Raw genomic sequence first — 22,382 nt, 5'->3', positions numbered from 1 at the left:
TCTTTTGTATTTCCTTAGCTTAGCGCTTGGAAACCGGGACGTAATCGCGTTCCGGCTCGCCGATATAGAGCTGGCGCGGACGGCCGATGCGCTGTTCCGGATCTTCGATCATTTCGTTCCACTGGGCAATCCAGCCGACCGTGCGGGCGAGTGCGAACAGCACCGTGAACATGGTCGTGGGGAAGCCGAGAGCCTTCAGCGTGATGCCGGAGTAGAAGTCGATGTTCGGATAGAGCTTCTTCTCGATGAAGTAGCTGTCGGTCAGCGCGATACGCTCGAGTTCCATGGCCACTTCAAGCAGCGGATCGTCCTTGTGGCCGAGTTCCGCCAGCACTTCATGGGTTGTCTTCTGCATGATCTTGGCGCGCGGGTCGTAATTCTTGTAGACGCGGTGGCCAAAACCCATCAGGCGGAACGGATCGTTCTTGTCCTTGGCACGGGCAACGAATTCCGGAATGCGATCGACCGAGCCGATTTCAGCCAGCATGTTCAGCGCGGCTTCGTTGGCGCCGCCATGCGCCGGACCCCAGAGGCAGGCAATGCCGGCAGCGATACAGGCAAACGGATTGGCACCCGACGAGCCGGCAAGGCGAACGGTCGATGTCGAGGCGTTCTGCTCGTGGTCGGCATGCAGGATGAAGATGCGGTCCATGGCGCGCGACAGCACCGGATTGACCGTATATTCCTCGCAAGGGACGGCAAAGCACATGCGCAGGAAGTTCGACGCATAGTCCAGATCGTTCTTCGGATAAACGAAGGGCTGGCCAATATGGTACTTATAGGCCATGGCGGCGAGCGTCGGCATTTTGGCGATCATGCGCAGGCTTGCAACCATGCGCTGGTGCGGATCGGTGATGTCGGTCGAGTCGTGATAGAAGGCGGACAGTGCGCCGACACAGCCGCACATGACGGCCATCGGATGCGCATCGCGGCGGAAGCCGGTGAAGAAACGCGACATCTGCTCGTGCACCATGGTGTGATGCGTGACGCGGTAGTCGAAGTCCTTCTTCTGGGCTGCCGTCGGCAGTTCGCCGTAAAGCAGCAGGTAGCAGACTTCGAGGAAATCGCCGTGTTCAGCGAGCTGTTCGATCGGATAACCGCGATGCAGGAGGATGCCCTGGTCGCCATCGATATAGGTGATCTTGGATTCGCATGATGCGGTCGATGTGAAGCCGGGATCGTAGGTGAACTGGCCGGTCTGCTTGTAGAGCGTGCCGATATCGACCACATCCGGACCGATCGACCCCGATCGTACCGGCAATTCCACCGTCTTGTCGTCCACGGTTACGACTGCGCTTTTTCCTGTCATGGGGGATCCTCCGTTTGCAGCAAATTGGCACACAATTATGCCGCAGATATTAACGCCGACCATGTGCTATCCGATTTACTCACGGCTGCCAAGTTCAACGAAAGGCAAATTGTGCGATGCAAAAATAGGCATATGGCGACGCAATAATTGCACGTTCGGGCCATATGTCCAATGACATAATCGTTCGGCCAAAGACCCGGTTCCATCACCCCGGAAACTTCTGCAAGTTTTTTATGCAATAATATTCAAGGTTGCATTTCATTTTTTCCGGTTGTACAATGTGGCGAGATGGCGGCGGCTGGAGCAGCATCCATGGCGCAGGGGCAGGAGCAGGATCTGGCGCCACGCGCGCCGTTTGACAGCATGCTCACCCATGCCCGCACGCGCAGTTCGCAGCGTGCCGATGTCGTCCCGCAACAGCCGGAGAACCGGGCGTGGTATGGGTCTCTTGCCCATCTGATAGCGGCGAGAGGAGGCATTCGACCTCTTGACCGGCATGTGCAATTTAAACGTGCGATCTCTGAAGAACTGGCCTTCGGACATGCCTTTCTGTTCGTTCCCGTCTTTGTCGGTTCCGGCGCACTTGTGTGGTTTTGGCTGCCGCAGACGCCGGGCCCTCTTAAACTTGCACTGCTGATGTGCGTTTTCGGCATGGCATTTTTCGCACTCCGGCACCGCCCGGGCTTTTGGCGCACGGGCATCCTGATTGCCGCCTTGGTGACCGCGGGCATGGCGCTTGCCGCATGGGAGACGGCGCGGCTGGGGACAGTGGTGCTCGACACGCCGGTGACCACATGGGTGCGCGGAACGGTGACTGCGCGCGAAACCACCGATCGCGGATACTGGCGATATACAGTGGCACTTGCGAAGACGTCGGACCCGGAATTGCGACGTCCGCCCATGAGGATCACGCTCTTATCCCGCAGCCGGGAAACACCGGTCAACATTGGCGGCGGTATCGAAGGCAGGGCGCGTTTGTCGCCGCCTTCAGGTGCGGCCCTTCCAGGTCTCAACGATTTCGCCTTTGACAGCTATTTCCGGGGTATTGGCGCCGTCGGATATTTCTATGGGAAACCGCGCTCTGTACCGGGCAGTGAAGGCACCGGCACAAGCGGGATTGCCACCTGGCGTGCCGGCATCGGGGAAACGATTGCCCGATGGCGCGAAGCGGTTGGTGCGCGCATTCGCGGCACGATCGGCGGCGATGCCGGCGCGATCGCGGCGGCACTTGTCACAGCGGAAGAGCGCGCCATCGGGCGGCCGACGATCGAGGCGCTGCGCGAGGCGGGACTTGCACATGTGCTGGCGATCTCCGGCTTGAACATGGTGCTGGCCGCCGGAACATTCCTGATCGGCGCGCGCACCCTGCTGAGCCTCGTTCCGGGGCTGGCGCACCGGTTTGCGATCAAGAAACTCGCCGCTGGCGGGGCGCTGATCATGGTGTTTGCCTATATCCTCATTTCGGGCGGTGCGGTTTCGGCGGTGCGCTCCTGGATCATGATTTCCATCATGCTGATTGCCGTCTTCTTCGACAGGCCGTCGATCAGCCTGCGCAATGTGGCCCTGTCGGCATTGATCATCCTGGCCGTCACACCCTCCGCCATCACGGGGCCGGGTTTCCAGATGTCCTTTGCCGCGACCGTGGCGCTGGTTGCGGGCTATGCCTTTTGGCGCGAGCGCCCGGGCCGCGAAAGTCTTCCCGCAACCCGTGCCGCAAACCGCTGGACCGGTCCCTTGAAGGCCGCCGGCGGCTTCTTTGCCGGCCTGTTGCTCAGTTCGCTGATCGGCGGCCTGTCGACGATGATCTACTCCGCCGGCCATTTCCACCGGCTGGCCGCCTATGGCCTAATCGGCAATCTGCTGGCCATGCCGATCATCAGTATTTTCGTCATGCCCTTCGGCTTGCTGGCCATGCTGTTGATGCCGTTTGGACTCGATCGCTATCCATTGCTGGTCATGGGGCAGGGTCTGGATTGGATGATCTCCATTGCGCAGATGGTGGCGTCATGGGGCGGTGAGGTGACGACGGGCCGCATTCCGCAACAGGCCTTCCTGCTGATTGCCGCGGGTGGCGCTCTCGCCTGCCTGTTTCGCACATGGCTGGCCATATCCGGCCTGATGATCGTGGCAGCCGGTCTTGTGGTGGTCTCTTTGAGCGGAATGGAGCAACCGGATATGGTGATCGCTGAAGACGGCCGTCTGGTCGCGATGATCCGGCAGGCGCAGGCTTCCAGCAACCGGACAAAGCCACCGGATTTCGTGTTTTCACAGTGGCAGCGCGCTTTGCGGCTGGAGGATCATCGAGGGCCGCAGCAGAAGCCTGAACTGGCAATCGTCGATGCAGCCGAAGCGGCAAGCGGTGAAGAACCCACAGAAACACGCGCAACCAAGCCGCCGATCGACAGGGATGCGGCGCGAAACGTCATCCGCACGCTTTTGGCCAGTGCTGCGCCCGGCCGTTTTCTCTGTGTCGCAAAGCAGTGGTGCGCGGCAACGGCAGCGCAGGGATGGCGGATTGTCACCGTCGATGATGCGCGGTTCATCGGCGTTGCCTGCGACGAGGCGGATATCGTCGTGACGCCGGCCATGCTGCGTTTTCGCACCTGCCGGTCGGGCGCGCTGCTGTTCAGCGGCCAGAGCCTGCGCCGCACGGGAGCCGTGGAGATTTTTGGCACGGGTGCGGGAACGGCGGACAAGGCAGATGGCCGGGCGGCGATGCGCATGGTGTTTGCGCAAGCGCAACTGCAACTTCCCTGGGCGCAGCACAGGACGTATGACTGGCGCAGCGGCCAGTTTGATGCGGGCGGAACGGTGGAATGAAAGCGCGAAATCTCACAGGATTGTTATTCTTGATTAAACTACTCCACAAATACTTGTCTTTCGTCCATAGTATGTCATATGAAGCCGCGATGGATGCAGGCGCGTGCGGCGCCGTCGTCAAATGATGTTTTACGTACTCCCGCCATCTTGTCCTCCCAAGGGGTTGGCGGGCGAAAACGAGGTAAGGATAGGTCATGCCGAACCGTGCAATGCAGAAATGGATGATGCTGGCGGCCGTGCTGCTGACGGTCTCGAATGCTGGAACGCTCCGCGCTCAGGAAACCCAGGCTCCTGCCGTCACCGAGACGCAGCAGCCGGCCGATGTGACACCGTCGGCAGGCGCCGTGCCGGTTACGCCGGCAAATGAAGCAACGCCCGCAGCGCCGGCCGATGATCAGATGGCACCTGCCGCCGGGACAGCAACGGACGAGGCACAGGCAACGTCGCCAAACCCGGTTCTGCCGCACGATCTGTCGCCGCTTGGCATGTTCATGGCCGCCGATATCATCGTCAAGGCGGTGATGACCGCTCTGGCGCTCGCATCCGTTGCCACCTGGGCGATCCTGTTTGCCAAATCCTTCGAGCTTGCCGCCGCCAAGCGCAGCGCCAAGCGTGCGGTGCGCATCCTGTCGGACGCCGTTGTCCTTCGCGACGCCCGCGAGATGTTGACGGCGAAAAAAGGCCCGGCGGCGCAGATGATTGCCGCCGCAAACGATGAATTGTCGAAGTCGGAAGCCATTCTCGATATCGTCTCGACGCAAGGGGTCAAGGAGCGCGTCGCATCGCAGCTCTCCCGCATCGAGGCAGGGGCGGGCAAGCGCATCGCCACCGGAACCGGCATTCTGGCGACGATCGGATCGATTTCGCCGTTCGTCGGCCTGTTCGGTACGGTCTGGGGCATCATGAATTCGTTCATCGGCATCAGCAAGGCGCAGACGACCAATCTTGCGATCGTGGCGCCCGGTATCGCCGAAGCGCTGCTGGCAACCGCCATCGGCCTCGTTGCGGCCATCCCGGCCGTCGTCATCTACAACTATTTCGCCCGCTCGATCAGCGGTTACCGCCTGATCCTGGCCGATGCCTCGGCTGCCACGGAGCGTCTGGTTAGCCGCGATCTCGATTTCCGTCAGGCACGCCGTCTGGCGCCGCGCAAGGCTGAAGGCCATGTGCATTCGGAAGCCGGCATAGCGCGGATCGGATAAGACCATGGCCAGCAAAATCAGCGAGGGTGGCGGCGATCTCGAAGAAAACAGCGAAATCAACGTCACGCCCTTCATCGACGTCATGCTCGTTCTTCTGATCATCTTCATGGTGGCAGCACCGCTCGCCACCGTCGATATGAAGGTCGATCTGCCGCAATCGGCAGCCGCTCCGGTAAAACGCGAAGATAAGCCGGTCTTCGTGACGCTGAAGGCGGATCTGTCATTGGCACTCGGCAACAACGAGATCAATCGCGACGGTTTCGTTGCCGAGCTGAACGGCATGACCGAGGGCAATATGGAAACGCGGATTCTTCTGCGCGCCGACAAGGCTGTCGACTACGGTGAGCTGATGACGGTGATGAACCTCATCCAACGGGCCGGCTATACCAAGATCGGCTTGGTTGGCCTGGAAGCCGCACCTGCCGGCTAAGGCCTACGGCTCTTAAGACGCCGTCGGCTTAGAACTTGTAGCCGATGGCGAGGCCGGCGTGGCTGAGGCCATTGTTCGGGCCGTCGCAGAGATTGGCATGCGACGAATGGTCGGCGGTCGCCAGGATTTGCCAATTGCCGGTGACGCGATAGCCGACTGCGACCTGTTCGCGAAAGAGCAGGCGGCAGCCCAGTTCCGGCCCTTGGCCGCTGCCCCCATTCAGCTTACCGTTATGAACGGTTGCTCCAAGTCCGAGCTCGACGAACAGGCGGCTGGTGATATCGGCGGTCCAGCTAAAGCCGCCAAACACCTGATCGACGCCGGAGCCGGTCCCGGCGGAGGCGCCGAGATAGATCCTTGGCTCGAGAATGCTTTGCTGCCATGTCGTCGCCGTACCGCTCGACAGTGGATCGAAGAAGATGGTCGCGGACGGGAAAAGACCGGATTCGCGGGAATTGCCCGTATTGATCGATCCGCTCGCCCCAAACCGCAGCTCGTCGAAAACCGTTTCGGCCGCCACCGCATGGCTCACGCTCAATGTGGAAAGCAGCACGCCGGCTGAGAGACAGACAAGCCGGGGCGCGAGGCGGCCTGGATGATGGAAACGTCCTGCCACTTTGTAAATCTCCTCTTCCGGTGATTCGCGCCGATACAGCGAATCTGCCCAAACTTGCTGCCCATTAGAAGAGCAGAATATGTTGACCGGCTTTCGCGAAGCTTGCTTTTTTGCAAGAACTGCATTCCATAGCTTGAAACGGCGGATGCGCGGATTTATGAGCGTGGCCATGCCCGGTCGGCTCAAGCGCCACCGGTTGTTTTATCTGCGTAAGCCAAAAGCGCGCACACGCCGGAAGACGATCCGGATTACGAGGTCAGGCAAGATGAATTTCGAAGCAGCACGCATCAAGATGGTCGACAACCAGATCCGCACGACGGACGTGACGTCGCACCCCGTTCTCGCGGCATTCCTGTCGGTCCCCAGAGAAGAATTCGTTCCTGCCGCATTAAAGCCTCTCGCCTATATCGACAGCGATATCGAGCTGGCTGCCAATGGTGCCGGTGGCCGGCGCTACCTGATGGAGCCGTCGCCACTGGCCAAGCTTCTTCAGCTGGCCGAAATTTCCAAGGATGACACGGTTCTCGAAATCGGCTGCGGCACAGGTTACGCTTCGGCGATCCTGTCGGAGCTTGCGGCGTCTGTCGTGGCCCTTGAGAGCGACGATACCCTGGCGTCGGAGGCGACGGCCACTCTTGGCCGGCTTGGGCACGCGAATGTCAAGGTGGTGACCGGCGATCTCGAAAAGGGTCATGCGGCGGGTGCGCCGTATGACGTGATCTTCGTTCATGGCTCTGTGGAGACCGTACCGGAAGATTTGCTCTCGCAGTTGAGCGACGGTGGGCGCCTGGTTGCCGTGGTTGGCTTTGGCAATGCCTCGAGAGCGCAACTTTTCCTGCGCGAAAATGGCCGGACATCCGAGCGCCTGGCGTTCAACACCGCCGTCAAGCCGTTGCCGGGCTTCCGTCTGGCACGCGAATTCGTCTTTTAACGGTTGAGCACCGATACATCTTTTGTGGATAGGGGATTGGCAAAACGATGATTTGCCAATCCATTGATTAAATATTAGTTAAAAATAATATAAAGATTGCGCTTGGCGACATTTTGACCATTTTTCCTCGATATCGGGACCGGACAACACGCGACGAACAGGTCCGGCATCGCCGGGGCGCCGCGTTTCGCAATGAGGATGTGCCCTGCCGGCCTTTGTTTTTGGAGTGATATGCGTGTCGATTTTTCGTAAAACGGCTTTGGCGGCCGCCCTTTCCTCCGCCGTGTGGCTTTGCCCACAGACCGTTCTTGCGGAAACCATTTCAGCCGCGATGGCAAAGGCCTATCAGAACAATCCGGATTTGAACGCCGTGCGTGCCGGGCTTCGCGCCACCGATGAGGGCGTGCCGATTGCCAAGGCCGGCTACCGGCCGCAGATCTCCGCCGCCATCACCGGATCGGCGACACGGCTGGGGGACGAGGGATTTGGACCGGGAACGCCGCTTGTCAGCCAGGACTATACCAATGGTTCTGCCAGCATCACCATCACCCAGCAGATCTTTGATGGCTTCCAGACGCTAAACAATGTGCGGGCTGCCGAGGCCAATGTCTTTTCAAGCCGCGAAACATTGAAGGCGAACGAGATTTCCATCCTTCTCGCCGCCGCCCAGTCCTATGCCAACATTGCCCGCGATCAACGGATCGTGGCGATCCGCAAGCAGAACCTGGCCTTTCTCAGGGAACAGCTGAGTGCCGCCAAGTCGCGGCTGGATGTGGGCGAGGGCACGCGCACCGATGTCAGCCAGGCGGAAGCGGAACTGGCAGGCGCGAAGGCCATTCTCGTCAATGCCGTCGCGCAGTTGAAACAGAGCGAAGCCGTCTACGTCCAGATCGTCGGCGATGCCCCGAAGGGCATCAAGCAGCCGGTGCCGGCATCGAAGGAACTGCCGAAAAGCCTGGATCAGGCTGTCGCTGCAGGCTTGCGCGATCATCCGACGATTGCCGCCGCTGAATATAATGTCGATGCCGCCGGATATCGGGTGAAATCCGCCGAAGGCACCATGCTGCCTGGCGTGGTGGTACAGGGTTCGGTGTCGCGCAACACGACCGATCGCACCAATAGCGGTGATAGTTCCAACGCGTCTATCACTGCCCGGCTGGAAGTGCCGCTCTATCAGGGAGGCGCCGAATACGGGCAGATCCGCCAGGCGAAGGAAAGAATGGGCCAGCAGCGCATCCTGGTCGATTCGGCCCGCGCCGAGGTGCAGCAGACGATCATCACGGCCCATGCCCAGTTTGAGGCAGCGCTGGCAACGACATCAGCCAACAAGGCCCAGGTCAGCGCCGCAAACCAGGCTTTGGCGGGCGTGATCGAGGAGCGCAAGGTTGGCCAGCGCACCACGCTCGATGTGCTCGATGCGCAGCAAAGCGTACTGGTTGCCGAAGAAAGCCTGGTGACGTCGCAGCGTAATGCCGTCGTTGCCAGCTATTCGCTGCTGGCATCCATGGGGCGGCTGACCATTCAGAGCCAGGGCCTGCAAGTGGCGGAGTACCGCGCCGAGGAACATTACGAGGCCGTCAAGGACAAGTGGTTCGGCCTTCGAACCGTCGATGGCCGCTGAACGTCATCCCTGTCACATTTCTGTCGATTGCTCCCGGCAAGTGCGCGCGCGTCGCTTTGCCGTGGACATGAGGCGGGTGACGCCGCCAACAAATCTGTGCAAGATTCCAGCTATATGATTCGCAGCGTTTTGTTCGGCGCCGAACTCGCATACAGTCCGCCGCAATGACGGCGCGGCCATGTATCGATCCGGCGCGACGCAGAAACGGGGATAATGATGGCACAGCCCAATGTAGCGCGTGAACCTTCGATGGACGAAATCCTAGCGTCCATCCGCAAGATCATCGAAAGCAATGAACCCGGCATTCCCGGCTTCCCCGCCAATGATCTCGGCCCGGCTTCGAACAATGCCTATCGCGGCTATGACGACGATGATTCCGGCGAAGATATTCATCTGACGATCGACGACGAGGTTCTCGCACAGGAATTTGAAGCCGGGGAGCAGAAGAATTTTGCGCCCATGGATCCCGCTTTGCGGGAGGCCCAGATGCTGGAGCCGCAATTGCCGGAAGCGCAGTCGCGCAGCGTCGAGGACGCCAAGCCGGCTGTGACCCCGCCGTCCATCACCCCGCCGTCCATGACCTCGCAGCCCGTATCGCCGCCACCCATGTCGCTTGCCGATGTCGCAGCCCGCGTCCGCGCTGCCTCGGAGCGGCATTCGGCACCCTTGCGCGATGCGGAAAACCAGACTGCCGCATCACGGGCGAAATCCGACAACCCGATGGTCACCGCGCGCATGGCGCCGACGTCTTCGCCTCCGCATGTCGAAAGCACGCAGGAAGCCGCACCAGTGCCGGCAGCTTCCGTGGCGCAACCTGTTGCCGCTCCGGACCAGCGCACTGAGACTGTCGAACCGTCTGTAGCTCCGATCGAGGAAGCCCCAGTGCAACGCCAGCCTCTGTCCATCATCAGTGAAAAGGATGTGGCAGCTTTGGTGTCGCCAGCCGTCAGCGAACAGGTCGCGCGCTCCTTTGGCGATCTGGCCCTGGCTGTGGACAGCAGTTCGCGCCGCTCGTTCGATGAGATCGCCGAAGACATGCTGCGCCCGATGCTGCACGAATGGCTCGACGACAATCTGCCAACACTCGTCGAACGGCTCGTGCGTGAGGAAATCGAGCGCGTTGCGCGCGGTCCACGGCGCTAGACCCCGCATTTCTCTCTTCCAAAGCCGCCAGCGATCACACTGGCGGCTTTTTTGCTGTTATTGTTGACAGCAATGCCCCGTTCCGATTTACAAACCACCGATATCAATCAGCAAGTTTGGCTTCAAAATGCTCGAAAAAACCTATGATTCCGCCGCTGTCGAACCGCGCATCGCCAAGATTTGGGATGACGAGGACGCCTTCCGTGCAGGTGCTGGGGCAAAACCGGGTGCAGAAAGCTTCTGCGTGGTCATCCCGCCGCCGAATGTGACGGGCTCGCTGCATATGGGCCACGCGCTGAACAATACGCTGCAGGACATCATGGTCCGCTTCGAGCGCATGCGCGGCAAGGACGTGCTCTGGCAGCCCGGCATGGACCATGCCGGCATTGCCACGCAGATGGTCGTCGAGCGCAAGCTGATGGAACAGCAGCTGCATCGCCGCGAGATGGGCCGCGAGGCGTTCATCGATAAGGTCTGGGAGTGGAAGGCCGAATCCGGCGGCCTGATCTTCAACCAGTTGAAGCGTCTCGGCGCGTCCTGCGACTGGTCGCGCGAACGCTTCACCATGGATGAAGGTCTGTCGAAGGCCGTCCTCGAAGTCTTCGTTTCGCTCTACAAGGATGGCCTGATCTACAAGGACAAGCGCCTGGTCAACTGGGACCCGAAGCTGTTGACCGCAATTTCCGACATGGAGGTCGAGCAGGTCGAGGTGAAGGGCAGCCTCTGGCATCTGCGTTATCCGCTGGAAGACGGCGTCACCTATCAGCACCCGGTTGCGTTTGACGAAGACGGCAAGCCGACGGATTGGGAAACGCGCGATTATCTCGTTGTGGCGACCACCCGTCCGGAAACCATGCTGGGCGATACCGGCATTGCCGTTCATCCCGATGACGAGCGTTACAAGGCGATCGTTGGCAAACATGTCGTGCTGCCTTTGGTCGGCCGCCTCATTCCGATCGTCGCCGACGAATATCCGGATCCGGCAGCTGGAACCGGCGCGGTCAAGATGACGCCGGCGCATGATTTCAACGACTTCGAGGTGGGCAGGCGCCATCATCTGCGCCAGGTCAATATCCTCACCATCGAGGGCCATCTGACGCTCGCCGGCAACGAGGAGTTCCTCGAAGGCCTGCCGGCAACTGATGCGCTGGAGGCGCTGGTCTCGGCGCTCGACGGCGTGGAGCGCTTTGCGGCACGCAAGGCGATCGTCATGATGTTCGAGGAACGCGGCCTGCTCGACAAGATCGAACCGCACCAGCACACCGTCCCGCACGGCGATCGCGGTGGCGTGCCGATCGAGCCGCGTCTGACCGAACAATGGTGGGTGGATAACAAGACGCTGGCCAAGCCCGCGATTGCGTCCGTCCGGGAAGGCCGCACCCAGTTCGTTCCGAAGAGCTGGGAAAAGACCTACTTCCAATGGCTGGAAAATATCGAGCCGTGGTGCATTTCCCGCCAGCTCTGGTGGGGACATCAGATCCCCGCCTGGTACGGCCCGGATGGTCAGGTCTTCGTTGAAAAGAGCGAAGAAGAGGCGCTGCATGCCGCCATTCAGCATTACCTCTCGCATGAAGGGCCGATGAAGGCCTATGTCGAGGATCTGCTGGAGAATTTCAGGCCGGGCGAAATCCTGACGCGCGACGAGGACGTGCTCGACACATGGTTTTCGTCCGCACTCTGGCCATTCTCGACGCTGGGCTGGCCGGACAAGACGCCGGAACTGGAAAGATATTATCCGACCAACGTTCTGGTCACCGGCTTCGACATCATTCCGTTCTGGGTCGTCCGCATGATGCAGATGGGCCTGCATTTCATGAAGGACGATGCCGGTAATCCGGTAGAACCTTTCCATACCGTCTATATCCACGCCCTGGTTCGCGACAAGAACGGCGCGAAAATGTCGAAGTCGAAAGGCAACGTCATCGATCCGCTCGACCTGATCGACGAATATGGCGCCGATTCCCTGCGGTTCACGCTGGCGATCATGGCAGCCCAGGGGCGCGACGTGAAACTCGACCCCGCCCGCATTGCCGGCTATCGCAATTTCGGAACGAAGCTCTGGAATGCAACACGCTTTGCCGGCATGAACGGCGTTGCCAACGATCCGAAATTCGTGCCGGAAACCTGCTCGCTGACGATCAACCGCTGGATCCTCACCGAACTCTCGCGCACGATCCGCGACGTCACCGAGGCGATCGAGAACTACCGCTTCAACGATGCCGCTGGCAGCCTCTACCGGTTCGTCTGGAACCAGGTCTGCGACTGGTACCTGGAACTGCTGAAGCCTGTCTTCGGCGGCGAGGATGAGGCCGGAAAGGCGGAATCGCGGGCCTGCGTCGCCTATATTCTCGACGAGACCTATAAGCTCCTGCATCCGTTCATGCCGTTCATGACGGAGGAATTGTGGGCGCAGACCGCAGGCGAGGGCGCGGCACGCGATGGCCTTCTGTGCCACGCGGACTGGCCTGCCGCATCCTATGCGGATGATGCTGCCGCCGGTGAAATCAACTGGCTGATCGATCTCGTGTCGGGCATCCGCTCGGTCCGCTCGGAAATGAACGTTCCGCCGGCTGCCATTGCGCCGCTGGTCGTGGTGGAAGCAAGCCTTGCGACCAAGGAACGCCTGGAACGCCACGCAGCCGCCATCCGCCGTCTGGCGCGTGTCGATGCGATCGATCTGGCAGCCTCGGCCCCCAAGGGCAGTGCGCAGATCGTCATCGGCGAAGCAACGGTCTGCCTGCCGCTCGGCAGCCTGATCGATTTGAGCGCTGAAAGGACCCGGCTGGAAAAAGCCGTCGGCAAGGTTGAGCAGGAACGCGAACGCATCCTCGGCAAACTGTCGAACGAGAAGTTCGTCGCCAATGCACGTCCCGACGTGGTCGAAGCGGAGCGGGAACGTCTGGCGGAACTCGACAGCCAAAAGGCGTCTCTCGCCGTGGCGCTGGCGAGGGTCGCCGACGCTGGTTAGTTCGGAGATGGGCCATGACGGGCCATGCCCAGCCTGATTGAATGTGGGATAAAATGATCAAAAAAGGCGGTTTCGACCGCCTTTTTCCGTTTTATGTGATTCTCGTGAGACTTCCCGAAAACGCTCGAAATGGCTCGATCTGCCCCTGCAGTCTCAATATCCCATTCAAGTTGCGCCCATCTTCCAAAAAATGGCATTGTTGTGTCGAAGTAACACACGCCAAAATTTATGGAGGATTATTCCTCTTCAGGCATTTTATTGCCGCGATGGCGAAATTATTTACCCAATTTTCTCATTTTGACGCGACGCTGGATTTTCTTACGTAAATTTTTAGTGCGCTGATGTGTCCGGTTGCGAAATTTAGGGATTTGCCTTTCGCCCTTCGCAGTCGATAGTTCCTTCAACAGGTTGGCGTCCGCGCCGGCCAAAGATCTGAATTCAGGGGGGAAACGGATGATTGACTTCAAAATCAAGGCGGCGATGACGGCAGCGGTTGCAGTGCTGTTGACCAGCACGGCAGCACATGCCGGCGGTCTTGAGCGCGGCGGCTACAATATCGACCTTTTGTTCGATCCATCGACCTATGCCGCCGAAGCTGCGGCAACCTATGTCAATCCGCAGCGCGAACTCGACAATGTGGTGGATGTTGATCCGACAGACGGCATTGGTTCGAACGGCATTGGTGGCGGCCGAACCGACGGTGTCAGGGATACCGAAGGCTATTGGGTGCCGCGCATCGGCGTGAAGGCCGGTTTCGGTGACAGCGTCGATTGTATGGCTGATTATTCCCAGCCCTGGGGTGCGCACACCAAGCCTGGCGCCAACTGGATGGGCGCCAACGACAATATCGAAACGAAAATCGAAAGCGACAACTACGCTGCGACCTGCTCGTACAAGTGGGATGTCGGCCAGGGCCAGTTCCGCATCATCGGCGGTGGCTTCTATCAGGAAGTCGGCGGCTTCAAGGAACGTCTCGTGACGCCGGTTCTCGCTCCGGGATTTGACGGCGTTGGCCGCCTCGACCTGGACGGCAGCGGCTGGGGCTGGCGCGCAGGCGCGGCCTACGAAATCCCTGAATATGCGTTCCGCGCCAGCCTTGTCTACAACAGCGCCGTGGATCTCGACAATCTGGGCGGTAAGATCGACCTGACCAAGGTTCTGCTTCCGAACGGCGTGGGCGGTTTTGTTCCGGGCACGAAGTACGACGTCTCCAGCTTCGCCTCCATGCCGGACTCTTTGGAACTGAAGGTTCAGTCCGGCGTCGCACCCGGTTGGCTCGTCTTCGGATCGATCAAGTGGACGGACTGGAGCCAGCTGCAGGTCATCCAGATTAATCCGAACAGCACGCTCGATCCCCGTAACCTTCCCACCAACCTCACTCTTCTTTATCGGGATGGCTGGACCGTGTCCGGCGGCGTTGGCCACAAGTTCAACGATCAGTGGAGCGGTGCGGCCAGCCTGACCTGGGACCGCGGTACCAGCCATGGCTACGGCAACCAGTCCGACACCTGGACGCTCGGCACCGGCGTTTCCTATTCGCCGACTGAAAATGTCGAGCTGCGGCTTGCCGGCGCAGTCGGTGTGCTGACGAGCGGCAGCTCCGTCGGCGAAGACGTTGCATACGATTTCGGCACCGATATCGTCACCGCAATCTCGACGTCTCTGAAGGTCAAGTTCTGATATTTGAAGACGCAGTAAAAACAATGGCCCGGTGTTCGCATCGGGCTATTTTTGTATGTGCAGGCCGGGCAGCGGCAAATTGTCTCCAATTCCATGACCATTGAATTTTGCAGATGAACGGGATCGACGGCAAAAACGCGTCTTGGTCATGGTTCTGCGGCAATTTATTTCAATGCCGGCAGCGGAAATTTATGGTCATAAGGCATCACGTTTTGTGACGATTCAGCAACACATTGTTTCTATACTTCGCGCCAGCTGGCTGGCTGGCGATTGTGTCTATTTCCCGCCACAAACTGGGAGCACCGATGGACTTGACAAAGATGCCGGTAAGTTTTGAGCATGCGGCATTTGGGGAAATATGAGTCACAGCGTTTTCGAGAAAGTTCAAATCTCCCATCATGTTACGAGGCTTCAAGGCAGCTTTTCGGAGCGGGTTGTCGCGTGCGGCATGGGGGAGGTGGATGGTGCAGCCGGGGCAGGCCGCACTCTTGCCGGAAACATTGGCTACTGTTTGGAAAATGCGGGTGTGAACAGCGCTTTCGACAGGGGCTCATTGGGAACTTTTATGGGTCGGCTCTTGGTTTCGAACGGAAGAAATAGACTATCATGCTGATACGCGGTTACCGGTCGTTGACGTTTCTTGTTCTGAGTGTGGCGCTTGCACTGTCCGCTGAGCACCGCATGGCCTACGCTTTTGATCCCAATGCCGGCGTCACCAAGGAATCGGGACCGTTCGCGCTCTTCAAGTTCGGTTTTTCCGCCTATAAGAACGGCCGCAAGGACGAGGCAGTCGAGGCCTACCGCTATGCCGCCGAACAGGGCCATACGGGGTCGCGCTGGGCACTGGCCAATATGTACGCCTATGGCGACGGCGTGGCTGAAAACGACCTGGAAGCTTTCAAGATCTATAACGAGATTGCCGAGAAGGGTGTCGAGCCCGGCTCTGAGGATACCGGCTATTTCGTCAATGCGCTGATTTCGCTTGCAGGCTATTATCGCCGCGGCATTCCCGACAGCCCCGTCAAGAGCGACCTCAGCCAGGCCCGCCAGCTCTATTTCCAGGCCGCCTCCACCTTCGGTGTTCCCGAGGCGCAGTTTCAGCTGGCCAAGATGCTTCTTTCCGGCGATGGCGGCAGCGTCAATGTGCAACAGGCCAAGAAATGGCTGAACCGCGCCCGCAAGAATGGCCATGCCGGTGCCATGGGCGTGTTCGGCAATGTGATCTTCCAGGAAGGCCAGACAGCGCGTGGGCTCGCCTATATGACGGCGGCACTGGACCAGTGTACGCCGAAGGAACGGCCATGGCTGCAGTCGCTGCAGGAGCAGGCCTTTTCGATTGCCGGTGAAGACGACCGCCGCAAGGCCGTCGCCATGTCCCACAGCATTCATCTGGACAGCGACAGCGACTGAGCCGTCAGGCCCTTTCGTTCATTCTTTCAAGCCGCAAAATTGAACTGGGCTGCCACCGGAACGTGATCGGACGGCTTTTCCCAGGCGCGCACGTGCTTTTCAATATCGGTCGAGACCAGCCGGTCGGCCGCTTCCGGCGACAGCATCAGGTGATCGATCCGGATCCCGAAATTCTTCGGCCAGCAACCGGCCTGATAATCCCAGAATGTATAAAGCGGTGCGGCATCCGTGGTTGAACGGACGGCATCGGTAAAGCCCAGGTTTTCAAGCCGGCGGAAAGCCTGGCGCGTGCGCGGCTGATACAGGGCGTCATTCTGCCAGACCTTCACGTCCCAGCAATCATGCGGCTCGGCAATGACATTGTAGTCGCCGGCGAGTATCAGCGGCTCCTCCAGGGCGAGCCGGCTCTCAGCGAAGGCGTTGAGGCGGTCCATCCAGGACAGCTTATAGGGAAATTTCTCCGTTTCGACCGGGTTGCCATTGGGCAGATAAAGCGAGCAGACGCGGATGGCGCCGCCCTCGACGGAAAAGACCCCCTCGATGAAGCGGGACTGCTCGTCTGCATCGCCGCCGGGCAGGCCGCGATTGATTTCGTCGGGCTTCAGCTTCGACAGGATGGCGACGCCGTTGAAACCCTTCTGCCCATGTGTCTCGACATGATAGCCAAGCGCCTCGATCTCGGCGCGCGGAAAGCCTTCGTCCATCGTCTTGATTTCCTGGAGGCAAACGATATCGGGCTGCGATTCCTTCAACCAGGCCACGAGAACGTCGATGCGGGCCCGAACGCCGTTGATGTTCCAGGTAACGATTTTCATGCAATCACGTCCTTTTGGCTGGCGGCGCAGCGGCCTGTCTTTCTTTTAGAGCGCTTCATCTTTAAACGGAAGCATTCTGCCGAAATTCATCCGGCCCTTCGGGTTGGCTGAAAACGGCCGTCCACTATGTCGGATGGCTGGCCCGATGGATCGGCATCGCTCTGCGCCACCTTTGTGTGGAACGGCCGTTTTGAGCCAACAGAATCGCTCCCGTTTAAAGATGAAGCGCTCTGGCGCCACCGCACCCTTTTCACAAACCCGGTGCAGACAAAGACGTGTGGACGGCAGGTGAATTGCTTCCTGATCGCGGCCCGTTATAGTTCCGTGCATGATCGATCTTTTGACAACCTATTGGCCGCATATCCTGGCGGCGCTCTCCATCATCCTTGGCGTTCCCGCCGCCATTCACGCGGCGATGACCAAGGATGAGGTACGCTCGGCGCTTGGCTGGGTGGGTGTCATCCTTCTGTCGCCGGTCATCGGTGCGCTGATCTACGCGGTTGCCGGCATCAATCGCATCCGCCGCTCGTCGATCGGACAGCAGCGGTCGCTGTTTCGCGAACGCGGACCGGATGCCATGGAAAAATTCGATATTTCCAGCACCGTGGTCGCCGAGCGGTTCGGGCAGCGATTCGGCGCCATGAAACTGCTTGGGGATCGCGTCAGCCGGCATCGCATGTGTGGTGGCAACGGCATCGTAATGCTGGAAGGCGGCGATAAAGCCTATGCGATGATGCTGGATCAGATCGGCGGCGCGACGCGCTCCATCCTTCTGGAAACCTATATTTTCGATCGCGATCCGATTGGCCTGCGTTTTGCAGATGCCCTGATTGCCGCTGCCAAACGCGGTGTTGCCGTTCGCGTCCTCATCGATGCCGTCGGCGCGCGCTATTCGGTGCCCAGCATTGTCGGTTACCTGCAGCAGGGGGGCGTGACGGTCAGGGTCTTCAACGGCAACATCATCATGGGGCTGCGGCTGCCCTATGCCAACCTGCGCACCCACCGGAAAATCCTCGTCGTCGATGGTGCCGTGGCCTTCACCGGCGGGATGAACATACGCTCTGGCTTTACCGGCGAGTTTGCCGGTGAAGGGCAGGCGCGCGACACGCATTTTCGCGTCACCGGCCCGGTCGTTGCCGATCTTTTCCAGGTGGCGTCGGAGGACTGGCGGTTTTCCAGCCGCGAAGCACTGGATGGGCCGGAATGGAAAATCTCTGCGGCACCATCCCAGCAAAAGCCCACCATGCTGATGCGCGCCGTGCCGTCTGGACCGGACCGCGCCAACGAATCCAACCACAAGATGATGATGGGAGCTTTCTCGGTCGCCAGACGCAATATCCGCATCATGTCGCCCTATTTCCTGCCGGACCGGGAGTTGATCAGCGCGCTGGTGACGGCATCGCTGCGCGGGGTCGAGGTCGATATCGTCGTCCCCGCCGTCAACAATCTGGTGCTGGTGGACCGGGCAATGACGGCGCAGTTCGACCAGACGCTCAAGGGCGGCTGCCGCATCTGGCGCGCCACCGGTGCGTTCAATCATTCCAAGCTGATGACGGTTGATGACCGCTGGGCCTATGTCGGCTCCTCCAATCTCGATCCGCGCTCGCTGCGGCTCAATTTCGAGATCGATCTGGAGGTTCTGGACGCAGGCTTTGCCAGCACCGTCGGCAACAAGTTGCAATCCGTGCTGAGCAGTGCCGAGCCAGTGACCCTCGCTGACCTGCGGGCCAAGCCGTTCACCACGCGCCTGCTCAACAAGATATTCTGGCTAGGATCGCCCTATCTTTAAAAGGCCAGGTGGCCGTCAGACCGAAAAACTGGTGCCGCAGCCGCAGCTTGCGACGGCGTTCGGGTTCTTGATCTGGAAGGATTGGCCGAGCAGGTTATCGACGAAATCGATTTCGGAGCCGCTCATATAGACCAGAGACAGGCTGTCGATCAGAACCTTGGCCTCGCCTTTTTCCAAGATGAGGTCGTCGTCATCGGCATCGCCGACCAGATCGAACTTGTAGGAAAAGCCAGAGCAGCCGCCACCTTCGACGGAAACGCGCATGGCCTTCTTCTCGGCATCCGATTTCAGGATGACGGCAATGCGTTTTGCCGCCGAGTCCGAGAGAGTTACGGTGTCTATCGTCATATCTACCTCCTGCCGGGGTCAAGAACCGGAGAGATTCGCTGTTCATATCACCCGTCGTCCAAAAGTGCCGGCGGACGGGAAGGATCGATTGCGCGGCAAATCCTTGTTTTCGTTCAAGGTCACGAGCGATTTCCACTCGGTGCTTTCCTGCAGCGCCCACTATAGGTATGAAGGCTTTCATACCGCGTCAATGGGATGCTGAACGGGAAATGACATTGGACAGACATGCGCTTGGTTTCGGTGCGGGTGAACGCGCGACTTTCGCCTCGGATCCCTGGTCCAGCCGCGGACGGCTTTATCCTGAAACCGGCAGCGCAACGCGATCCGATTTCCAGCGCGACCGCGACCGTATCGTCCACACCACCGCCTTCCGTCGGCTCAAGCACAAGACCCAGGTCTTCATCGCCGCCGATGGCGATCACTATCGCACGCGCCTCACGCATACGATCGAGGTGGCGCAGATTGCCCGGGCACTGGCGCGCGCCATGCGGCTGGACGAAGACCTCGCCGAGGGCGTCGCCCTGGTTCACGATTTCGGCCACACGCCCTTTGGGCATACCGGCGAGGATGCGCTGCACGAAATGCTCGCCCCCTATGGCGGCTTCGATCACAATGCCCAGTCGCTGCGCATCGTCACCAAGGTTGAGCGCCGCTATGCCGAGTTCGACGGGCTGAACCTCACATGGGAGAGCCTGGAAGGGCTGGTCAAGCACAACGGGCCGCTGGTGGCTGCAAATGGCGAGGGCACGCGCGGTCCCGTGCCGCAGCCTATCCTCGATTATTGTGCCGTCCACGATCTGGAGCTGGCAAGCTTTGCCAGCCTTGAGGCCCAGGTGGCGGCGATTGCCGACGATATTGCCTATAATACCCACGATATCGACGACGGGCTCCGCTCCGGCTATCTCAAGTTCGAGATGCTGGAGGAAATACCGTTCCTGGCCGGGCTGATGCGCGAGGTTGGCGAGCGTTATCCGGGACTTGAGGCCAGCCGCTTCACCCATGAAATCATGCGCCGCCAGATCACTGCCATGGTTGAGGACGTGATCACGGTTGCGCAGGACAATCTGAAGGAGATCCGGCCGCAGAGTGCGGCTGATGTGCGCAAAGCGGGCAGGGTGATTGCCACCTTCTCGCCTGCTATGGCCGAGACCGACCGGTTGATCAAGAAGATGCTGATGACGCGGATCTACCGCCATCCGGACGTCATGCGCGTGCGCAAGGATGCGGCCCTGATTGTCACCGACCTCTACAAGGCCTTCATGGCCAATCCCGGTGAAATGCTGAAACACTATTGGATCGGCCAGATCCCCGGCATGGCGGAACCGGCCAAGGCCCGCCATGTCGGCGACTATCTGGCCGGGATGACCGATACCTATGCAATCTCCGTGCACAGGCGATTGTTTGACCATACCCCTGATTTGCGGTAGTCACCGCGCCGGTTGGCGGCAGCATCGCGATATCGGGCTGCCGTTGATGTGAACGATAGGAACGCGGCCTTGCACCTGGAGGTGCAGCTGAGCGGATGGGTGCTATGAATCTTTTCACTGACTTCGGATCAAGAATTAAAAACGTGCTTGAAGCACTTGATATCGTGCGTGAAAACCGATCAGAGCTCGATTTCAGCCGAATCAGCGTGGAATCACCGCGTGACGCGAGCCATGGCGATGTCGCGACCAATGCGGCGATGGTCCTGGCCAAGCCGCTCGGCACCAATCCGCGCGCGCTCGCCGACCAGATCGTTTCCAAGCTGAAGGAAGATCCGGAAGTTGCCGGCGTTTCTGTCGCAGGCCCCGGCTTTATCAACGTCAAGCTTTCGATCGCCTATTGGCAGAAACTTCTGACCGTGATGGTTGCCGAAGGCACCGAATACGGCAAGAGCACCGTGGGCGCCGGCCGCAAGGTCAATGTCGAATATGTCTCGGCCAATCCGACCGGTCCGATGCATGTCGGCCATTGCCGTGGCGCCGTCGTCGGCGACACGCTCGCCAACCTGCTTGAATTTGCAGGCTACGAGGTGATCAAGGAATATTACATCAACGACGCCGGCTCGCAGATCGATACGCTCGCCCGCTCGGCCTTCCTGCGCTACCGCGAGGCGCTGGGCGAAAAGATCGGCGAGATCCCGGCGGGGCTCTATCCCGGCGACTACCTTGTGCCGGTCGGCGAGGCGCTGGTCGCTGAGTACGGCTCGAGCCTGCGCATCATGCCGGAAGACAAGTGGATGCCGCTCGTCAAGGAGCGCACCATTGCCGCGATGATGGTCATGATCCGCGAGGACCTGGCGGCTCTCAACGTTCATCACGACGTGTTCTTCTCCGAGCGCACGTTGCATGCGGATGGCGCAACGCGCATTCGCAACGCCATCAACGACCTGACCTTCAAGGGCCATGTCTACAAGGGCACGCTGCCGCCGCCGAAGGGCCAGCTGCCGGAAGATTGGGAAGATCGCGAGCAGACATTGTTCCGCTCCACCGAGGTTGGCGACGATATCGACCGGCCGCTGATCAAGTCGGATGGCGCCTATACCTATTTCGCCGCCGACGTTGCCTATTTCAAGGACAAGTACGATCGCGGTTTCAACGAGATGATCTATGTTCTCGGCGCCGACCACGGCGGCTACGTCAAGCGTCTGGAAGCGGTTGCGCGGGCTGTTTCCGGCGGTGCGTCGAAGCTGACGGTGCTCCTGTGCCAGCTGGTGAAGCTTTATCGTGACGGCGAGCCGGTGAAGATGTCGAAGCGGTCGGGCGATTTCGTCACGCTGCGCGACGTCGTCGAAGAGGTCGGCCGCGATTCGGTGCGGTTCATGATGATCTACCGCAAGAGTTCCGAGCCGCTGGACTTCGATTTTGCCAAGGTGACAGAACAGTCGAAGGATAACCCGGTCTTCTACGTACAATATGCGCATGCGCGCTGCATGTCGGTTTTCCGGCAGGCGGGCGAGGCGTTTCCGGGCATCGACTTTGATACCGTCGATCTGGCTGGCGCCATTCAAGGCAACATCTCTGATTCGAACGAGCTTCAGCTTGTTGCCAAGCTGGCAGAATATCCGCGTATTATCGAGGCTGCGGCACTGTCCCAGGAGCCTCATCGCATTGCATTTTACCTCTATGATCTTGCGAGCGCCTTCCACGCACACTGGAATAAAGGTAAAGATTCTCCAGAATTACGTTTTGTTAACGATAAAAATGGAGAATTGACCATTGCCAGACTTGGGCTGGTGCGTGCTGTCGCCTCGGTGTTGAAATCGGGCCTGTCCATTACAGGTACCGCTGCACCCAATGAGATGCGATAGTATTGTCA

Annotated in this window: 16 protein-coding genes; 12 read left to right on the top strand and 4 right to left on the bottom strand. The window is 59.8% G+C overall.

The genetic code is table 11. The features are described from left to right. Positions 1-19: 19 nt before the first annotated feature. Positions 20-1,309 (bottom strand): citrate synthase, encoded by a 1,290-nt coding sequence (gene gltA / locus ASD32_RS11890; protein ID WP_060638259.1) that lies wholly within the window; start codon positions 1,307-1,309, stop codon positions 20-22. 312 nt (positions 1,310-1,621) lie between these two features. On the opposite strand from gltA, the gene ASD32_RS11885 reads away from it, so the two are divergent. The 3 genes from ASD32_RS11885 to exbD all read left to right on the top strand — a co-directional run bounded on the left by ASD32_RS11885 (position 1,622) and on the right by exbD (position 5,761). Beyond that, on the top strand, positions 1,622-4,129 hold the full coding sequence (locus ASD32_RS11885) for a ComEC/Rec2 family competence protein (protein WP_244490157.1): 2,508 nt from the start codon (positions 1,622-1,624) through the stop codon (positions 4,127-4,129). 194 nt (positions 4,130-4,323) lie between these two features. Continuing rightward, positions 4,324-5,331 carry a tonB-system energizer ExbB gene (exbB, locus tag ASD32_RS11880; RefSeq protein ID WP_060638258.1) on the top strand — a complete coding sequence of 336 codons (1,008 nt, stop codon included), beginning with the start codon at positions 4,324-4,326 and terminating at the stop codon, positions 5,329-5,331. 4 nt (positions 5,332-5,335) lie between these two features. After that, positions 5,336-5,761 (top strand): TonB system transport protein ExbD, encoded by a 426-nt coding sequence (gene exbD, locus ASD32_RS11875; protein WP_060638257.1) that lies wholly within the window; start codon positions 5,336-5,338, stop codon positions 5,759-5,761. Between the two features lie 28 nt (positions 5,762-5,789). Here the strand turns inward: exbD and ASD32_RS11870 are convergent, their stop codons facing one another. Then, complete coding sequence (locus tag ASD32_RS11870) at positions 5,790-6,377, bottom strand: acyloxyacyl hydrolase (protein WP_244490156.1); 588 nt, start codon at positions 6,375-6,377, stop codon at positions 5,790-5,792. 265 nt (positions 6,378-6,642) lie between these two features. Here ASD32_RS11870 and ASD32_RS11865 point away from each other — a divergent pair, with 265 nt between their 5' ends. From ASD32_RS11865 to exoR, 6 genes are all read left to right on the top strand, one after another. Continuing rightward, a complete protein-coding gene (locus tag ASD32_RS11865) occupies positions 6,643-7,308 on the top strand; it encodes a protein-L-isoaspartate O-methyltransferase (RefSeq protein ID WP_060638256.1) in 666 nt (221 codons plus the stop codon). Between the two features lie 235 nt (positions 7,309-7,543). After that, on the top strand, positions 7,544-8,929 hold the full coding sequence (locus ASD32_RS11860) for a TolC family outer membrane protein (protein WP_060638399.1): 1,386 nt from the start codon (positions 7,544-7,546) through the stop codon (positions 8,927-8,929). 216 nt (positions 8,930-9,145) lie between these two features. Further along, the gene (locus ASD32_RS11855; protein WP_082546758.1) at positions 9,146-10,072 is read left to right on the top strand and encodes a PopZ family protein; all 927 of its coding nucleotides are present in this window, start codon (positions 9,146-9,148) and stop codon (positions 10,070-10,072) included. Between the two features lie 127 nt (positions 10,073-10,199). Continuing rightward, positions 10,200-13,040 (top strand): valine--tRNA ligase, encoded by a 2,841-nt coding sequence (locus tag ASD32_RS11850; RefSeq protein ID WP_060638254.1) that lies wholly within the window; start codon positions 10,200-10,202, stop codon positions 13,038-13,040. Between the two features lie 453 nt (positions 13,041-13,493). After that, entirely contained in the window at positions 13,494-14,720 is a 1,227-nt protein-coding gene (locus ASD32_RS11845) for an OmpP1/FadL family transporter (RefSeq protein ID WP_060638253.1), read from the top strand. Between the two features lie 606 nt (positions 14,721-15,326). Next, on the top strand, positions 15,327-16,130 hold the full coding sequence (gene exoR, locus ASD32_RS11840) for an exopolysaccharide production regulator ExoR (RefSeq protein WP_060638252.1): 804 nt from the start codon (positions 15,327-15,329) through the stop codon (positions 16,128-16,130). A gap of 26 nt (positions 16,131-16,156) precedes the next feature. Here the strand turns inward: exoR and xth are convergent, their stop codons facing one another. Then, a complete protein-coding gene (xth, locus tag ASD32_RS11835) occupies positions 16,157-16,945 on the bottom strand; it encodes an exodeoxyribonuclease III (RefSeq protein WP_060638251.1) in 789 nt (262 codons plus the stop codon). A 328-nt stretch (positions 16,946-17,273) separates the two neighbouring features. On the opposite strand from xth, the gene ASD32_RS11830 reads away from it, so the two are divergent. Further along, positions 17,274-18,734 (top strand): phospholipase D-like domain-containing protein, encoded by a 1,461-nt coding sequence (locus ASD32_RS11830; RefSeq protein WP_060638250.1) that lies wholly within the window; start codon positions 17,274-17,276, stop codon positions 18,732-18,734. A 15-nt stretch (positions 18,735-18,749) separates the two neighbouring features. Here ASD32_RS11830 and erpA read toward each other — a convergent pair whose 3' ends face one another. Beyond that, a complete protein-coding gene (gene erpA, locus ASD32_RS11825; protein WP_060638249.1) occupies positions 18,750-19,082 on the bottom strand; it encodes an iron-sulfur cluster insertion protein ErpA in 333 nt (110 codons plus the stop codon). Between the two features lie 209 nt (positions 19,083-19,291). Here erpA and ASD32_RS11820 point away from each other — a divergent pair, with 209 nt between their 5' ends. Both ASD32_RS11820 and argS read left to right on the top strand, forming a co-directional pair. Continuing rightward, positions 19,292-20,509: a deoxyguanosinetriphosphate triphosphohydrolase gene (locus tag ASD32_RS11820; protein WP_060638248.1), complete on the top strand. Its 1,218-nt coding sequence runs from the start codon at positions 19,292-19,294 to the stop codon at positions 20,507-20,509. 104 nt (positions 20,510-20,613) lie between these two features. Then, positions 20,614-22,374 carry an arginine--tRNA ligase gene (gene argS / locus ASD32_RS11815; RefSeq protein ID WP_060638247.1) on the top strand — a complete coding sequence of 587 codons (1,761 nt, stop codon included), beginning with the start codon at positions 20,614-20,616 and terminating at the stop codon, positions 22,372-22,374. The last annotated feature ends 8 nt before the right edge of the window (positions 22,375-22,382 follow it).

The organism is Rhizobium sp. Root483D2 (genome assembly GCF_001426685.1).
Classification (GTDB): Bacteria; Pseudomonadota; Alphaproteobacteria; order Rhizobiales; family Rhizobiaceae; genus Pararhizobium; species Pararhizobium qamdonense.
This window is presented reverse-complemented; position numbering and strand designations above follow the sequence as displayed.

Bases quoted from the DNA above. Each gene is read 5' to 3' on its own strand.
- gltA (WP_060638259.1), bottom strand. From the start codon at position 1,309: ATGACAGGAAAAAGCGCAGTCGTAACCGTGGACGACAAGACGGTGGAA.
- ASD32_RS11885 (WP_244490157.1), top strand. From the start codon at position 1,622: ATGGCGCAGGGGCAGGAGCAGGATCTGGCGCCACGCGCGCCGTTTGAC.
- exbB (WP_060638258.1), top strand. From the start codon at position 4,324: ATGCCGAACCGTGCAATGCAGAAATGGATGATGCTGGCGGCCGTGCTG.
- exbD (WP_060638257.1), top strand. From the start codon at position 5,336: ATGGCCAGCAAAATCAGCGAGGGTGGCGGCGATCTCGAAGAAAACAGC.
- ASD32_RS11865 (WP_060638256.1), top strand. From the start codon at position 6,643: ATGAATTTCGAAGCAGCACGCATCAAGATGGTCGACAACCAGATCCGC.
- ASD32_RS11855 (WP_082546758.1), top strand. From the start codon at position 9,146: ATGGCACAGCCCAATGTAGCGCGTGAACCTTCGATGGACGAAATCCTA.
- ASD32_RS11850 (WP_060638254.1), top strand. From the start codon at position 10,200: ATGCTCGAAAAAACCTATGATTCCGCCGCTGTCGAACCGCGCATCGCC.
- ASD32_RS11845 (WP_060638253.1), top strand. From the start codon at position 13,494: ATGATTGACTTCAAAATCAAGGCGGCGATGACGGCAGCGGTTGCAGTG.
- exoR (WP_060638252.1), top strand. From the start codon at position 15,327: ATGCTGATACGCGGTTACCGGTCGTTGACGTTTCTTGTTCTGAGTGTG.
- xth (WP_060638251.1), bottom strand. From the start codon at position 16,945: ATGAAAATCGTTACCTGGAACATCAACGGCGTTCGGGCCCGCATCGAC.
- ASD32_RS11830 (WP_060638250.1), top strand. From the start codon at position 17,274: ATGATCGATCTTTTGACAACCTATTGGCCGCATATCCTGGCGGCGCTC.
- erpA (WP_060638249.1), bottom strand. From the start codon at position 19,082: ATGACGATAGACACCGTAACTCTCTCGGACTCGGCGGCAAAACGCATT.
- ASD32_RS11820 (WP_060638248.1), top strand. From the start codon at position 19,292: ATGACATTGGACAGACATGCGCTTGGTTTCGGTGCGGGTGAACGCGCG.
- argS (WP_060638247.1), top strand. From the start codon at position 20,614: ATGAATCTTTTCACTGACTTCGGATCAAGAATTAAAAACGTGCTTGAA.